The organism is Scandinavium tedordense (genome assembly GCF_024764965.1).
GTDB lineage: Bacteria > Pseudomonadota > Gammaproteobacteria > Enterobacterales > Enterobacteriaceae > Scandinavium > Scandinavium tedordense.
In genome coordinates, this window is sequence record NZ_JALIGG010000054.1 from 131,177 (window position 1) to 147,213 (window position 16,037).

Consider the following 16,037-nt stretch of genomic DNA (forward strand, 5'->3'; position numbering starts at 1 on the left):
TTAACGACGAGCCAGCAGTTCGGCGTGGTGACGCTTCTCACCGACCATCACCACCAGCAGTAAAATCACCGCCAGCACGCTGCCGCCAATCATCACCATAAAGCCGCCATCCCAGCCGAAGAAATCGACGGTATAACCCACAATGGCGCTGGCCGCGACGGAACCACCGAGATAGCCAAACAGCCCGGTAAAGCCCGCCGCCGTACCCGCCGCTTTCTTCGGCGCCAGCTCAAGCGCATGCAGACCAATTAACATCACCGGACCGTAAATCAGGAAGCCGATGACAATCATACAGGTCATATCGACTCCCGGATTACCCGGCGGGTTGAGCCAGTAAACGACGGTTGCAATGGTGACCAGAATCATAAAGAACACGCCGGTCGCCCCGCGATTACCACGGAACACTTTGTCCGACATCCAGCCGCACAGCAGCGTGCCCGGGATCCCCGCATACTCATACAGGAAGTACGCCCAGGAGGATTTATCCAGGGCGAAATGCTTCACTTCTTTCAGGTAGGTCGGCGACCAGTCGAGAATCCCGTAACGCAGCAAATAAACGAACACGTTGGCGATAGCGATGTACCACAGCAGTTTGTTCGGTAACACGTACTGCATAAAAATCTGCTTCGCCGTCAGCTCTTCTTCATACTTCTCGCTGTAATCATCCGGGTAATCGTTTTTGTACTCTTCGACAGGCGGCAGACCACAGGACTGCGGGGTATCACGCATCAGAGCGAACGCAATCAACGCCACCAGAATGGCACCAAACGCAGGCATATAGAGCGCCGCACGCCAGTCGTTAAACCACGCCATCCCCAGCAGGAACAGCAGCGGCGGCAGTCCACCCCCAACGTTATGCGCACAGTTCCACACCGATACAATGCTGCCGCGCTCCTTCTTTGACCACCAGTGAACCATGGTACGCCCGCACGGCGGCCAGCCCATCCCCTGGAACCAGCCGCAAATGAACAACAGCACGAACATGACTGCAATACTCGATGTCGCCCACGGGACAAAGCCCATGAACAGCATCACCATTGCCGCAAGGATCAGACCAGCCGGTAAGAAAATGCGCGGATTCGAGCGGTCAGAGACCGATCCCATAATGAATTTTGAGAAGCCGTAGGCAATCGAAATCCCCGACAGCGCTAACCCCAAATCCCCCCGAGAGAATCCCTGTTCGATCAGATACGGCATGGCTAAAGCAAAGTTCTTACGCACCAGATAGTAAGCGGCGTAACCGAAGAAGATCCCGAGGAAAATTTGCCAGCGAAGACGGCGATAGTCCGAATCAATCTGCGCATCCGGCACTCTTGCAGTGTGCGCGGCAGGTTTGAAAATACTGAGCATAGTAGCCTCCGTGGCCATCGTTATCAGACGGACGTTACCGATGTGACCTGTACGCCGTGAGTATGTGCGCTGGATGGTAGGTAAAGTGTTATCCAGGTACTGTGAAATGCTGCACAGAATGTTACAGAATTATGACAAAAATTCCATATTGAGCGCGAAATCACGTTTCATTTTCGTTTTGTGCTCGAACATGCTCGATATCAAACAAACCGCATTTTTAATGTGGCTAAATGGAAGAAAGCGAACATTGAGGGATCAGCATGAGTGTCTCTACCTCCAGCGAAGCCGACGTCATTATCATCGGCGGCGGGGCCACCGGGGCCGGGATCGCCCGGGACTGCAGCCTGCGCGGACTTAAGGTTATCCTGGTCGAACGGGATGATATCGCCACCGGCGCCACCGGGCGCAATCACGGCCTGCTGCACAGCGGCGCGCGATACGCGGTGACGGATGCGGAATCCGCGCAGGAATGCATCGCGGAAAACGCGATTCTGAAACGGATTGCACGCCACTGTATCGAGGCCACGGAGGGACTGTTCATCACCCTGCCGGAAGACTCCCTCGATTATCAGCATCAGTTTATTGAAGCCTGCCTCGCGGCAAATATTCCCACCCGACCGTTAACACCAGCTCAGGCTATCGCGCTGGAGCCTGCGGTGAATCCGAACCTTATTGGCGCGGTCAACGTTCCCGATGGCACCGTCGATCCTTTCCGGCTGACCGCGGCAAATATGCTCGATGCACGCGAACACGGGGCAATCATTCGTACCGGATGCAAGGTCACCCGCCTGATTCGTCAGGGCGAGCGCGTAAGCGGCGTGACAATATGGGACCGCACGCGTCACGCCAGTGAAAACTTACATGCCCAGGTCGTGGTCAACGCGGGCGGCATCTGGGGCCAGCGTATTGCCGAATATGCCGATTTAAGCGTGCGCATGTTTCCGGCCAAAGGCTCATTGCTCATCTTCGAAAACCGTATCAACCAACACGTCATTAATCGCTGCCGCAAACCCGCAGACGCCGACATTCTGGTGCCCGGCGACACCATTTCCCTGATTGGCACCACCTCCACGCACATTGATTATCGCGACATCGACTACAACCGGGTCACGGCAGCGGAAGTGGATATACTGCTGCGCGAGGGCGTAAAGCTGGCCCCGTCCATAGCCACCACCCGCATTCTGCGCGCTTACTGCGGCGTGCGTCCGCTGGTCGCCAGTGACAATGATCCGAGTGGGCGGAACGTCAGTCGCGGTATTGTGTTGCTCGATCACGCCGTGCGTGACGGGCTGGAAGGGTTTATCACCATCACCGGTGGCAAACTGATGACCTACCGTCTGATGGCCGAAATGGCCACCGATGCTATCTGCCGCAAGCTGAATCACAACGCCCCCTGCACCACGGCTGAAACACCGCTGCCCGGCTCGCAGGAGCCACCCGAGAAAACGCTGCATAAAATTGTCTCGCTGCCCGCCCCCCTACGCGGTTCAGCGGTATATCGCCATGGCGACCGCACCCCCGCATGGATTGGAGATTCCCGCCTGAAACGCAGCCTGGTGTGTGAGTGCGAATCGGTCACCGCCGGGGAGGTGCAGTACGCGGTGGAAAATCTTGGCGTGAAAAACTTGCTCGATTTACGCCGCCGCACCCGCGTGGGCATGGGCACCTGTCAGGGCGAACTGTGCGCCTGCCGCGCCGCCGCGCTATTGCACCGCTATCAGGTCACCACGCCTGCGCAGTCGCTGACTCAACTTTCTGAATTTTTAAACGAGCGCTGGCGCGGCGTGCAGCCCATCGCCTGGGGCGATGCATTACGTGAAAGCGAATTTACCCGTTGGGTCTGGCAAGGGCTGTGCGGTCTGGAAAAGGAGCATCAAGATGAACGTTGATACCGTCATAATCGGCGGCGGGCTGGCGGGTTTGCTCTGCGGATTGTCGCTCACCCGACAAGGGCTACGCTGCGCCATTATTAGCCGCGGCCAGAGCGGGCTACATTTCTCGTCCGGCTCGATGGATTTACTGGAGCATTGTGCAACCAGTACGCCACAAGAAGCGCTGGATGTGCTGGGCCTGAGTGCACCGGATCATCCTTACAGCCTGATTGGCACCACGCAGGTGCTCGACTATGCGCAACAGACCGAAGCGCTGCTGCGCGATTGCAGCATTGCCATGCAAGGCTGCGTCGACCAACCGCATCAGCGCGTCACTCCGATTGGCACGCTAAGACAGGCGTGGCTTACACCACCGGATATCACACTGGCCCCACGCCATGATGAACGCATCACCGTCGTGGGGATCAGTGGTTTCCTCGATTTTCAGCCGCATCTGGTGGCGGCCTCGCTTGAGAAAATGGGCGTTGAGAACCGCGTGTGTGAAATTGATCTCCCGCAGCTCGACGTATTACGTGATAACGCCTCTGAATTTCGCTCGGTGAATCTGGCACGACTGCTGGACGATGACGCCCAGTGGCGCAGCCTGCACGATGCGCTGCTGCCCCACGCGCAGGTGAGCGACAGACTTTTACTGCCTGCCTGTTTTGGTTTGAATGACGATGGCCTCTGGCGCTGGCTAAATGAAACGCTTCCTTGTCCACTTTCACTGCTACCAACGCTGCCGCCATCGGTGCCGGGCATCCGGCTGCATACCGCATTGCAGCGCCAGTTCATCAAAAACGGCGGCATGTGGCTGGCGGGTGATGTCGTCACCGATGTGATTCAAGACGGCCAAAATATCTCTGCCATCACCACCCGTAACCACGGCGACGTGCCGTTCCGGACCCGCTTTGCCGTTCTCGCCAGCGGCAGTTTTTTCAGCAACGGCTTGATTGCCAGCCGCGACGGCGTTATCGAACCGGTGCTCGGACTGGATGTGATGCAATCTTCACCGCGCGAAAGCTGGACCCACGGCGATTTCTTTGAACCACAGCCGTGGCAGCGCTTTGGCGTGCAGGTCGATGCCACGCTGCGCCCGCAGCGCAACGGACAACGCTTCAACAATCTGTTTGCCATTGGTGGCGTGCTTGGCGGTTTTGATGGTATTTCGCAAGGTTGCGCGGGCGGCGTGAGCGCCATCACCGCCTTGCACGCCGCGCGTCAGATTGGCGAACTCGCCGGAGGCCGCCCATGAGCGATAGCCGTTTTGAAAGCTGTATCAAATGCACCGTCTGCACCACGGCGTGCCCGGTGAGTCGTGTTAACCCGCGTTACCCAGGCCCGAAACAGGCCGGACCGGACGGCGAGCGCCTGCGTCTGAAAGACGGCGCGCTGTATGACGAGGCGCTGAAATACTGCATTAACTGCAAACGCTGTGAAGTGGCCTGCCCGTCAGACGTGCGAATTGGCGATATTATCCAGCGCGCGCGGGCGCAATTCAGCCAGCAAAAACCAACGCTGCGGGATACTATCCTCAGCCACACTGATTTGATGGGCACGCTTTCCACGCCGTTTGCACCGCTGGTCAATGCCACTACCAGCCTGAAACCAGTGCGTCAGCTGCTGGACGTCGCCCTGAAAATAGACCATCGCCGCACGCTGCCGAAATACGGCATGGGTACCTTCCGTCGCGGATATCGACAGGTAGCAAAACAACAGGCGCAGTACCACGAGCAGGTGGCCTTTTTCCACGGCTGCTATGTCAATTACAACCATCCGCAGCTCGGCAAAGATTTAATCCGTGTGCTGAATGCAATAGGCGTCGGCGTGCAACTGCTGGAAAAAGAGAAATGCTGTGGCGTGCCACTGATTGCCAACGGTTTTATCGACAAGGCGCGTAAACAGGCACGGGTGAACACCGCCTCGCTGCGTAAAGCAGTGGTGGACAAACAGCTTCCGGCGATCGCCACCTCTTCGACATGCACCTTCACACTGCGCGATGAATATCCACATCTGCTGGATATCGATAATCACGACGTGCGCGATAACATCGAACTCGCTACCCGCTGGCTGTGGAAACAACTGGAGGCCGGGAAAACGCTGCCGCTTAAATCGTTACCACTCAAAGTGGTGTATCACACGCCGTGCCATATGGAAAAAATGGGCTGGGCGATTTATACCCTCGAATTACTGCGGAAAATCCCGGAACTGGAAGTGATTGTGCTGGACTCACAGTGCTGCGGCATCGCCGGAACCTACGGCTTTAAATCGGAGAACTACACCACATCGCAGGCAATTGGCGCACCACTGTTTCGCCAGATAGAAGAAAGCGGTGCCGACCTGGTAATAACCGATTGTGAAACCTGTAAATGGCAAATCGAAATGTCCACAAGCAAACGTTGTGAACATCCGATTACGTTGCTGGCGCAGGCGCTACTGTGATTCCCGCGCCGGGAAAATCCGGCGCGCGTTGAAATGTTATGCTGGCAGGAATAAAGAATCCACCACGTTGACCCAGCCGTGATCGCTGGCGATATCTTTGCCGTTCAGCCAGCGACGAACAATGTTCAACGCCATCATCGCGCACACTTCCTGGCGCACCGCCACGCTGTGACGCGAAGTACTGAATTTTACTTGCAGGGCGTGCGTGCCCTCTGGCGTGGAAAGCGCAAAATTAACGTGATGCTGTTCCAGGCCGCTAACGGCCAGCGCCAGTCCGGCAAAATGGTTCACGCGGCGTTCTGCGGTCCAGTGCGCGGTCTGAGCCAGGGTTTCTTCTTGGCACGGCACCACTTCACTTGCCAGCAACGGCGCGGATTCTCGCCCAAGCTGTAACGCGATAAGTCCGGAAGTGAACTGCTCGCTGAGCGTAATACTCAGCTTGCTGTCTTGCAGAGTGTGCGCGATTTGTGCCGCCAGCCCTTCGGTGCCTTCAAAAATCAGACTTTCGCCCGCCACCTTTTGCACTTCCGGCCACAGCTTCAGCATTGCGTCTCGCTCCGAGGCCGGCCCCGTCAGCTTCAGCTCAATGATTGGCATCGATGAGCGATAGCCCATAGTCACGCCCGGCGGCAGCGTCAAGTGGTCCAGACTCTGGGCCAGATCGCTTTCGGAACGCCCGAACGTCGTCAGACGCAAGCAGAGCGGCGGTTCCGGCAGCGTAAAGCGCTCGCGCAGCCGCGGCACAATCTGGTCGGCAACCATCACTTTAAATTCGGACGGCACGCCCGGCGTGAAGAACATCAGGCAGCGATTGAGCTGTACCGCGAATCCGCAGGCGGTGCCGACCGGATTATCGATAAGCTCGGCGCTGGCAGGAATTTCCGCCTGTTTACGATTGCTCGGGGCCATGATGCGCCCGCGGTCGCTGAAAAATTTCTCCATCTCTGCGAGCCATTCTTCGTGCAGCACCAGCCCTTCACCTTTTGCCGTGGCGGCGGCCAGCGCGCTGAGATCGTCACTGGTTGGGCCGAGGCCGCCGTTAACGATCAGAATATCTGCATGCTGACTGCGTTCACGCAGCACGGACACCAGCGCTTCGAGGCTATCGCCCACGGTGTTGCGCCGGGTTAACGGCATTCCCTGGGTAAATAAGTAGTCGGCAAGCCACGCCGCATTAGTATCAATAATTTGACCATGCAGCACTTCATCGCCAGTGGACAGCATCTCCACGTTTATCATCGTTTTCTCCTTAACAAGAGGACGATTCACTATAGCGGAGGCGAGAGGGAAAGGGAAAACAGGCGCGACAGAATGCCGCGCCGGAGGATTAAAACGCTGCGCTTACGCCGACGTACGGGCCATCTGCGATAGTGTTATCACGATTGCCATCTTTGCCCGCCAGGTTCAGGTAACGGTAACCCGCTTCGATGCTGATTGGACGCATGATAGTCCAGCGACCACCTGCGTTCGCTTCCTGGTAGCTCTCGATACCGCTGGAAAGCGAGTCCGGAGAATAGTAGTACTCGCCAAACAGACGGAAGCTGTCGCCGATTTTCCACTGCAGGCCGCCGCCGACCGCTGCGGCATAACCTTCGTCGCCGTCGTTCGGGTTAGTGTAAATACCTTTACCACCGACGGTCGCAATGAACGGACCCAGCGGAATATTCAGACCCACGCCGATATTGGCGGCATCGCCGTCGTTATCGCTGTGGGTCCAGTTACCGCTCAGCGCAAGACCCGTAGACTCCGTTCCAAAGCCGACGCCCAGATTGGTGTAGTGTTCACCCGCCTGGCCACTCACGCTAATCGCGTTGGCAGCAGCGGAAACAAACAGCAGTCCGGACAGACCTAACAAAATACTTTTTTTCATTTTTTAACGTTCCAGCAAACACAAATTAATAAAAATACCCAAAACGGCAGAATTGTACTGCTGAATGCTCAGGAATCAATGTCCTAAAAAGAGGAATGACCAGCCGATTGTAACCAGTTACTACCTGAAACCGTCACGACGACTGATTATTTAGCCTGGAGCAGACGTACTTTGACACAAAGTCCGCCTAAACGCGGACTCCGGGAGAGGACGGGCACCGCGCGGTGCAGACGGGCGATATCATTGACCAGCGCCAGTCCGAGCCCTGCCCCGGCTGCGTCGCCGACGTTATCCAGCCTCTGGAAAGGTTGCAGCGCCAGACTTTGCAGCGCATCGTCAATGCCTGGACCGCTGTCCTCAATTTCCAGAATAATGCTATCGCCGTCGCGGGTCAGACTGACGGTCACCGTGCCAGAAACTGGCGTATATTTCAGCGCGTTGTCCAGCAGGTTAGCGCACAGCTCACCGAGCAGAATGGCATCGCCCTGCACCGGCATCGCCGTTTGCTCGCCCTCGTAGCCGAGGTCGATTTGCCTGCTGCGGGCCTGTGCCAGTCGGGAAAAACAGCTTTGCTGCACAATGTCGTGCAAATCGACGATGTCAAACTGTCGGGTGCCCTGCTCTTTGCCCTTCACGGCAGAAAGCTGTAACAGGCGTTCGGTGAGCGAAATGGTGTTGTCCAGCGTGACACTCATCGCCTGTAAACTTTCACGCCACGCCTTCGGCTGCGGGCTGGCCAGTGCCACAGAGATCTGCGTTTTGAGGATAGCCAGCGGCGTTTTAAGCTGATGAGATGCGTCGGCGCTGAAGCGCTGCTGCCGGGAAATCAGGCCACGGAGGCGGTCGATGTAGCGGTTGAAGGCGATAATCAGCAGCCGCGTTTCAGACCATGGCAGCAGCTCTGGCAGCGGCGTGAGCAAACCCGGGTCGCGACGCACCATGATCGACGAAAGCTGACGCATCGGGCGCAGCACCCGGCGCAACAACCAGCCCGCCAGCACCAGCGTCAGCAGAACCAACATCCCTTGCGTGGCGAGCGAGGAAAGAAGCAGCTGGCGTGCCAGATAGCGCCGGGATTGCAGCGTTTCTGCAACATAGATTTCCGCCATGCCCATCACGCCGCCTTCGTTCACCGGCTGAAGCAAGCGCGCCACGCGGATCGGCTGCCCGCGATACTGGGTATGATAAAACCACGCCAGTGCCGGATACAGCGTAGTACGGGAGGTCGACGGCGGCATGACGGGCAAATCGTCATAGCCAGAAATCACCTTTCCAACCGGGTCCACCACTTTGTAATACAGGCGGTCATTCATGTTCAGCTCGAAGCTGTCGAGCACCACCCACGGTACGTTGACCACCAGTTTGCCCGCGTTTACTGCGAGACGTTCGGAGATAGTTCGCGCCGAGGAAAGCAGCGTGCGGTCATAGGCCTGCGTCGCCGCCTGTAGCGCGCTGACGTAACTGTTAAACGCCGACAGCCCCCACAGCAACAGCAGCGGCAAACCGAGAAACAAGAGCAGTTGAGCAAAAAGCGACTGCGGTTTACGCCACGTCATCGCTGCGCTCCAGCAGGTAGCCGAGCCCGCGTAGCGTCACGATGCGCACATTGCTGTCCTGAAGTTTTTTACGCAATCGATGAATATAGAGTTCGATGCTTTCCGGGCTGACGTCGTCGCTCAGGCTGAACACCTGTTCGAACAGCTGCTGGCGCGAAACAGGACGCTGGCGGCGATACATCAGCACCGTCAGCAGAGCATGCTCCCGGGGCGTGAGCGCCAGCGTTTGTCCGTGCAGCAGGAAATAACCGTCGTCATGAAACGTCAGGTCACCCAGCTGCTGCGTCTCCTGCACCTGCCCTTCGCTGCGGCGCAGCAGAGCGCGCAGTCGGGCGTCGAGCTCTTCCAGCTCAAATGGCTTGGGCAGATAGTCATCGGCCCCGGCATTGAGGCCAATCACCCGCTCCGCTACAGCGCTACGTGCGGTCAGCAGCAGCACCGGCAAGGTTTGCCCGCGTTTGCGTAGGCGTTGCACCACTTCCAGCCCATCTAAACCGGGCATACCGATATCCAGCACCGCCAGCGCGTATTTTTCACTTTGCAGGAGATGATCGGCAGCTTTGCCATCGCAAACGGTGTCTACGGCAAAACCGCCCTGCACCAGAGCCTTCTCCAGCCAGTGAGCCAGCTCACGGTTATCTTCCGCCAATAAGAGACGCATATCACATCCTGTAAAGTAAGTGGCGCATTGAAAGGGAAATGAAAGGTTACTGTTTTAACAATCACGCAACGGGACCGCTACACGACGGTTCACATAATCAGAAAAAAACCTGTACCCACTAATCCGGTTTACCCGGCGTGAGGATAAAAAATGAAAACGCAGATCCTTCGTACCTTTGTTACTACTGCCCTGCTTCTCGGCAGCGCACATGCTCTGGCCGTGGAAGCCCCAGGACGTACTGAATGTATCGCTCCGGCCAAGCCCGGCGGCGGTTTTGATCTCACCTGCAAACTGATTCAGGTCAGTTTGCAGGAAACCAACGCCATCGAAAAACCGATGCGCGTGACCTATATGCCTGGCGGTGTGGGCGCGGTGGCTTATAACGCCATCGTCGCACAGCGCCCTGGCGAACCGGGTACCGTGGTGGCCTTCTCCGGCGGCTCGCTGCTTAACCTTTCACAAGGGAAGTTCGGCCGCTATAACGTCGATGACGTGCGCTGGCTGGCGAGCGTTGGTACCGATTACGGAATGATCGCAGTGCGTAAAGATGCGCCGTGGAAAACGCTGAAAGACCTGCTGACGGCAATGGAAAAAGATCCGAATCAGGTGGTGATTGGCGCTGGCGCGTCGATTGGTAGCCAGGACTGGATGAAGGCCGCGAAGCTGGCGCAGAAAGCCAACGTCGATCCGCACAAGATGCGTTATGTGGCCTTTGAGGGCGGCGGTGAACCGGTCACCGCGCTGATGGGCAACCACGTGCAGGCGGTGTCCGGTGACCTGAGTGAAATGGTGCCGTATCTGCAGGGCGATAAAATCCGCGTGCTGGCAGTGTTCTCAGAAAACCGTCTGCCGGGCCAGTTAGCTGGCGTGCCGACGGCCAAAGAACAGGGTTATGACCTGGTCTGGCCGATTATTCGTGGTTTCTACGTCGGGCCGAAAGTCAGCGACGCCGAGTACAACTGGTGGGTCGATACCTTTGCAAAAATGCAGCAGACCGAAGAATTCAAAAAGCAGCGCGAATTACGCGGGCTTTTTGAATTCAACCTGAACGGCAAAGCGCTCGACAGCTACGTGAAGCAGCAGGTCACGGAATACCGCGAGCAGGCCAAATCTTTTGGTCTGGCGAAATAAACCGGGGGCACATATGAGCGATCGTATTTTTGCCGGGATCTGGCTTCTGCTCTGCCTTGGCGGGCTGATGGTCGCCTGGCAGCTTCACAGCGAATACAGCTATGAACCGGTTGGCCCGCGTCCGTTCCCGCTGGGCATTATCGGGCTGATGCTGCTGTGTTCGGTGTCGATGCTGCTACGCCGTTCTGATGTGGTGGAGTGGCCGCACCGCCAGGTCCTTCAGCGCCTGCTGGTGATGGTGATTGTGCTGCTGATGTACGCCTGGGGCTTTGAATCGCTGGGCTTCCCGCTGGCAACCGCCATTCTGACGGCGATTATCGGCATGCTCTTTGGCGCGACGCTGCCCGCGGCGGCCATCTCTGGCGTGGTGCTCGGCGTTACGCTGTGGTTCGCCTTTGACCGGCTGCTGGATGTCACCCTGCCGCTCGGCGCCTGGTTAAACTGACGGAGTCTCCTATGGATACCTGGATTTATCTCTCGCAGGGGTTCGCCGTGGCGATGACCCCGGAAAACCTGGTGATTGCGCTGATTGGCTGCTTCGTCGGCACCATCGTTGGGCTGCTGCCCGGCCTTGGGCCAATCAACGGCGTGGCCATTCTGCTGCCGCTGGCGTTCGCTCTGCATCTGCCCGCCGAATCAGCGCTGATCCTGCTCGCCACGGTGTATATCGGCTGTGAATATGGCGGGCGTATTTCATCAATTCTGCTGAACGTCCCCGGCGACGCGGCGGCCATTATGACCGCCCTGGACGGCTACCCGATGGCGCAGCAAGGCCGCGGCGGTGTCGCGCTATCGATTTCCGCCGTCAGCTCGTTTATGGGGTCGATGATCGCCATTTTCGGCATTATTCTGTTCGCTCCGGCGCTGGCGCAGTGGTCGCTGGCGTTTGGTCCGGCGGAGTATTTCGCCCTGATGGTGTTTGCTATCGCCTGTCTCGGCAGCATGATGGCGGAAAACCCGCTGAAATCTTTCCTGGCGGCGTTGATTGGCCTGGGTCTGGCGACGGTGGGTGTGGATGCCAACACCGGTGTATATCGCTTCACCTTCGACAGCGTCCATTTGTCCGATGGCGTGCAGTTCATCGTGGTGGTTATCGGTCTGTTCTCGGTGTCGGAAATTCTGCTGATGCTGGAAAGCACCAGTGGCGGTCAGACGCTGGTCCGCAAAACCGGACGCATGATGTTTAACATGAAGGAAGCCTCGCAGTGCGTGGGCGCCACGCTGCGCTCATCGGTGGTCGGATTCTTCGTTGGCGTGCTGCCAGGGGCCGGAGCGACCATCGCCAGCGCCATCACCTACATGACCGAGAAGAAAATCAGCGGCAACAGCGACAGTTTCGGCAAGGGCGATATACGCGGCGTCGCTGCGCCAGAAGCTGCGAATAACGCTTCGGCCTGTGGCTCGTTCATTCCCATGCTGACGTTAGGCGTGCCGGGTTCCGGCACCACGGCTGTGATGATGGGCGCGCTGACGCTGTATAACATCACCCCTGGCCCGGCGATGTTTACCGAACAACCGGATATCGTTTGGGGGCTGATTGCCGCGCTGCTGATTGCCAATGTGATGTTGCTTATCATGAACATTCCGCTGATTGGCCTGTTCACCCGCATGTTGACCATTCCGCTATGGTTCCTGGTTCCGGCGATTGCCGCCGTCTCTGCGGTAGGCGTCTACGCGGTACACAGCACCACTTTTGATTTGGTGCTGATGGTAGGACTTGGGGTATTTGGCTACATTCTGCGGAAAATGAATTTCCCGATGTCGCCGCTGATCCTCGGGTTCGTGCTGGGGGAAATGCTGGAGCAGAACCTGCGCCGCGCACTGTCGATCAGCAACGGCAGCATGAATATTCTGTGGGAAAGCGGTGTGGCGAAAACGCTGCTGGTGCTGGCCTTCGCGGTGATTGTCATTCCACCGGTGCTGCGTCTGGTGCGTAAACGCCAGCGTAAAACCGCCGCGGAAGCGAACTAACCGCGCAGCGTGGCGTTGACCCACTCCTGTAATGCCCGGCGGGAGATTTTTATCCCGCCGGTTTTCAGGCTGGCAGGCAGCATCAGCCAACACACCGGCTGTTGAAATCGCGCCAGTTTATCCGTCGCCCAGTCCGGCATTTGCGTGACGTCAAAGTCATCGCCCCCTTCCACTACCGCCACCGGACGCTGACCAAATTCGGCGTCATCCAGCGGCACAATAAAGATTTGTTCAACCTGCGGATGACGCGCGATCACCCGTTCGACTTCTTCTGGCTGAATACCTTCCCCGCCGCAGAAAAAGAGATTATCCATGCGCCCGAGAACGGTCAGGCGATCGCCATGTAATTCACCGCGATCCCGCGTCGGGAACCAGCCTTCGGCGTTAGTCAACGGCATGAGCACACCGTTTCGCCAGTAGCCCGCAGCCATGCTTTTCGCCCGCAGCCAGATTTCGCCGTCAACGACTTTCACTTCTCGCCCCGGTAACGCCGAACCGACGTCAGCTTCACCGTCGGTTTCTTTGGCGCAGACCGTTGAGGCAAACTCCGTCAACCCATAGCCACAAAAAGTGCGGATGCCGCATGAACGGGAATGTTCCGCCAGCTCAACGGGGATCGCCGCGCCGCCAAGCAGCACGGTATTGAGCGTTAGCGTTTCGTCCTCCTTCAGCAACCGCCACAGCTGCGTGGGCACCAGAGAAGCATGGGTGCAGCCCTCGAGCATTTGCGCCAGCGGCACGCGTTCGCGCACCGTTAAGCGCGCGCCTTTCAGTAACCAGCGCCAGAGAATGCCCTGTCCGGAAACGTGAAACAGCGGCAGCGACAGCAGCCAGTCGTCGGTTTCGCGGTATGGCATCAGCGCTAACACGCCTTCGGCGCTGGCGAGATGAGCGCCCAGCGTATGCACCGCGGCTTTTGGCAGGCCGCTGGAGCCTGACGTCAGCGTCATGGTCGCCAGACGCTCTGCCTGCCAGGCAACGTCCGGCACATCTTCAGCCTGTTGGAGAGCTAGCTCAGTCAGCGCGTCGAACGGCTTTTCGTCGGTGAGCAATAACGCATGGCGCAGCGAAAACTGCGGCAAGAGTGCGGCCACCAGCTCGCGCGGTAACTGAGGGTTAACCGGCAAAACACGCGCGCCGCATTGTAGCAGCGCCAGCCACGCCAGCAGCGTTTGCGGGTTGTTATACGCCCGCAGCAGCACCCCGTCGTCCGGTTGAACATTTTGCGCAGCAAACCCGGCGGCCAGCGCGTCAATCCGCTGACACAACTGCTGCCAGTCGAGGATTTCGTCACCCAGACGCAGCGCCTGCGCGCGTGGGCGCAGGGTACGCCAGTGTCGCCATGGGTAATCGTGGAAAATCATAACAGCGGGTCCAGACTGTCGTGGGTCATGCACGGTAATTCATTATTCGGCCAGCGACGAATCAGCTGCGCCTGCATCAGGTTCAGCGTGTCCAGCCCCGGCATGGTGCCCGGCGTCAGCCAGGCGGCAATACGCGCCAGTTGCGTCAGGCCGAGACTCGATTCAATCGACGAGCTGATCACTGCGGTCAACCCCTGTTGATGGGCCGCCGCGACCTGTTCGCGGACCTTTTGCAGACTGCCAGTGAGCGTCGGTTTGATAACCACAGCCTTCACGCCCGGCTCGGCGATAAAGGCGAAATCGGCTTCGCGCAGGCTTTCATCCCAGGCGATGGCGATCCCGGTTTCCTGCGCAAAGGCACGGGAATCGTCGCGGGTGCGACACGGCTCTTCGATAAAGGCGATGCGTGAGCGATAGTCCGGATTAACGTATTTGGCGAACTGCTGCGCTTTTAGCGGCGTCCAGGCACGGTTGGCATCCAGACGAAGCTGTAAATCTGGCACGGCTTCCAGCAGCAGATTGACCACCATGCCGTCGCGTACCGCTTCCCACAGACCGACTTTCACCTTCGCGACTTTCTCGCCGGGCATCGCCTGCAACACCGTGAACAGCTCATCTGGATCGCCGGTACACAGCGGCACAGCGCGGTAATCGGCGGCGTCGGGCAGATCGTTATTCAGCTCGGCCAGCGCACAGCTCAAACCAAACGCGGCAGAGGGCTGTGACGGAAATTCAGGGTCGTCCCCTTCCAGCCACGCACTCACCCAGGCAATCACGGCCGCCTGCACCTCGTCGAGCGTTTCCAGACTGAACCCCGGCAAGGGCGAAATCTCGCCCCAGCCTTCAGCCTCGCCCAGGCAAAGCCTGACCAACAGTCCATCGCGGGTTTTCAGCCGTCGCTCTCGCAGAACCACTCCCGCGTCCATCGGGATCTGCCAGCGGTACACCTGGGCTTGGCGCATTACGGGTTCCGTTTGAATTTGCTGAAGTCAGGCTGACGTTTCTGGTTGAAGGCATTGCGGCCTTCCTGACCTTCTTCAGTCATGTAGAACAGCATGGTGGCGTTGCCCGCCAGTTCCTGCAGACCGGCCTGACCGTCGCAATCGGCGTTGAGTGCCGCCTTCAGGCAGCGCAGCGCCATTGGGCTGTTTTGCAGCATTTCACGACACCAGCGCACGGTCTCTTTTTCCAGATCCGCCAGCGGGACCACGGTGTTGACCAGCCCCATGTCCAGCGCTTCTTTCGCGTCGTACTGACGGCACAGGAACCAGATTTCGCGGGCTTTCTTCTGACCGACGATGCGGGCCATGTAAGATGCGCCCCAGCCTCCGTCGAAGGAGCCGACTTTCGGGCCGGTCTGGCCGAAGATGGCATTTTCCGCCGCGATAGTCAGGTCACACATCATGTGCAGCACGTGGCCGCCACCGATAGAGTAGCCTGCAACCATTGCCACAACGGGTTTCGGGCAGGTGCGGATCTGACGCTGGAAGTCGAGCACGTTCAGGTGATGGGTGCCAGAGTCATCCTGGTATCCGCCGTAGTCGCCGCGAACTTTCTGATCGCCGCCCGCGCAGAACGCTTTATCGCCTTCGCCGGTCAGAATGATGGTGCCGACGTTGTCGTCATAGCGCGCATCGGCCAGCGCCTGGATCATCTCTTTGACAGTCAGTGGGCGGAACGCGTTACGCACCTGCGGACGGTTGATGGTGATTTTGGCGATGCCGTCAGCGGATTTCTGATAACGGATATCGCTGAAACCTTCGGAGCAGTCTTGCCATTCAACCGGGGCGTAGAGCATTTTTTCATCTGGGGAAATCATAA

Annotated in this window: 14 protein-coding genes; 6 read left to right on the plus strand and 8 right to left on the minus strand. The window is 58.2% G+C overall.

Annotation, left to right across the window (positions count from 1 at the left end):
- On the minus strand, positions 1-1,350 hold the full coding sequence (gene glpT / locus MUU46_RS09580) for a glycerol-3-phosphate transporter (protein ID WP_159752779.1): 1,350 nt from the start codon (positions 1,348-1,350) through the stop codon (positions 1-3).
- A 260-nt stretch (positions 1,351-1,610) separates the two neighbouring features.
- On the opposite strand from glpT, the gene glpA reads away from it, so the two are divergent.
- Genes glpA through glpC form a run of 3 tightly spaced genes read left to right on the plus strand, consistent with a single transcriptional unit; the run spans position 1,611 to position 5,663 of the window.
- Positions 1,611-3,239 (plus strand): anaerobic glycerol-3-phosphate dehydrogenase subunit A, encoded by a 1,629-nt coding sequence (glpA, locus tag MUU46_RS09585; RefSeq protein WP_258965407.1) that lies wholly within the window; start codon positions 1,611-1,613, stop codon positions 3,237-3,239.
- Positions 3,229-4,476, plus strand: coding sequence for a glycerol-3-phosphate dehydrogenase subunit GlpB (gene glpB, locus MUU46_RS09590; protein WP_258965408.1), 1,248 nt, complete (start codon positions 3,229-3,231; stop codon positions 4,474-4,476). The genes glpA and glpB overlap by 11 nt, the downstream gene beginning before the upstream one ends.
- Positions 4,473-5,663: an anaerobic glycerol-3-phosphate dehydrogenase subunit GlpC gene (glpC, locus tag MUU46_RS09595; RefSeq protein ID WP_258965409.1), complete on the plus strand. Its 1,191-nt coding sequence runs from the start codon at positions 4,473-4,475 to the stop codon at positions 5,661-5,663. The genes glpB and glpC overlap by 4 nt, the downstream gene beginning before the upstream one ends.
- Positions 5,664-5,699: 36 nt before the next feature.
- Here the strand turns inward: glpC and MUU46_RS09600 are convergent, their stop codons facing one another.
- From MUU46_RS09600 to tctD, 4 genes are all read right to left on the minus strand, one after another.
- Positions 5,700-6,902: a nicotinamide mononucleotide deamidase-related protein YfaY gene (locus MUU46_RS09600; RefSeq protein ID WP_258965410.1), complete on the minus strand. Its 1,203-nt coding sequence runs from the start codon at positions 6,900-6,902 to the stop codon at positions 5,700-5,702.
- Between the two features lie 88 nt (positions 6,903-6,990).
- A complete protein-coding gene (locus tag MUU46_RS09605; RefSeq protein WP_159752769.1) occupies positions 6,991-7,533 on the minus strand; it encodes a YfaZ family outer membrane protein in 543 nt (180 codons plus the stop codon).
- A 146-nt stretch (positions 7,534-7,679) separates the two neighbouring features.
- A complete protein-coding gene (locus MUU46_RS09610) occupies positions 7,680-9,089 on the minus strand; it encodes a sensor histidine kinase (protein WP_258965411.1) in 1,410 nt (469 codons plus the stop codon).
- On the minus strand, positions 9,076-9,750 hold the full coding sequence (gene tctD, locus MUU46_RS09615; protein ID WP_159752765.1) for a transcriptional regulator TctD: 675 nt from the start codon (positions 9,748-9,750) through the stop codon (positions 9,076-9,078). The genes MUU46_RS09610 and tctD overlap by 14 nt, the downstream gene beginning before the upstream one ends.
- A gap of 150 nt (positions 9,751-9,900) precedes the next feature.
- Here tctD and MUU46_RS09620 point away from each other — a divergent pair, with 150 nt between their 5' ends.
- Genes MUU46_RS09620 through MUU46_RS09630 form a run of 3 tightly spaced genes read left to right on the plus strand, consistent with a single transcriptional unit; the run spans position 9,901 to position 12,852 of the window.
- Positions 9,901-10,881 carry a Bug family tripartite tricarboxylate transporter substrate binding protein gene (locus tag MUU46_RS09620; RefSeq protein ID WP_159761972.1) on the plus strand — a complete coding sequence of 327 codons (981 nt, stop codon included), beginning with the start codon at positions 9,901-9,903 and terminating at the stop codon, positions 10,879-10,881.
- Between the two features lie 13 nt (positions 10,882-10,894).
- Positions 10,895-11,326, plus strand: coding sequence for a tripartite tricarboxylate transporter TctB family protein (locus tag MUU46_RS09625; RefSeq protein ID WP_159761973.1), 432 nt, complete (start codon positions 10,895-10,897; stop codon positions 11,324-11,326).
- A gap of 11 nt (positions 11,327-11,337) precedes the next feature.
- The gene (locus MUU46_RS09630; RefSeq protein WP_159761974.1) at positions 11,338-12,852 is read left to right on the plus strand and encodes a tripartite tricarboxylate transporter permease; all 1,515 of its coding nucleotides are present in this window, start codon (positions 11,338-11,340) and stop codon (positions 12,850-12,852) included.
- Here MUU46_RS09630 and menE read toward each other — a convergent pair.
- From menE to menB, 3 genes are read right to left on the minus strand one after another with little or no spacing between them, the layout of a single operon-like run.
- The gene (gene menE, locus MUU46_RS09635) at positions 12,849-14,216 is read right to left on the minus strand and encodes an o-succinylbenzoate--CoA ligase (RefSeq protein ID WP_258965412.1); all 1,368 of its coding nucleotides are present in this window, start codon (positions 14,214-14,216) and stop codon (positions 12,849-12,851) included. The two genes, MUU46_RS09630 and menE, sit on opposite strands and share 4 nt — an antisense overlap.
- The gene (gene menC, locus MUU46_RS09640; RefSeq protein ID WP_258965413.1) at positions 14,213-15,178 is read right to left on the minus strand and encodes an o-succinylbenzoate synthase; all 966 of its coding nucleotides are present in this window, start codon (positions 15,176-15,178) and stop codon (positions 14,213-14,215) included. The genes menE and menC overlap by 4 nt, the downstream gene beginning before the upstream one ends.
- Entirely contained in the window at positions 15,178-16,035 is an 858-nt protein-coding gene (gene menB, locus MUU46_RS09645) for a 1,4-dihydroxy-2-naphthoyl-CoA synthase (RefSeq protein ID WP_159761977.1), read from the minus strand. Before menB ends, menC begins: the two co-directional genes overlap by 1 nt.
- Positions 16,036-16,037 lie beyond the last annotated feature (2 nt).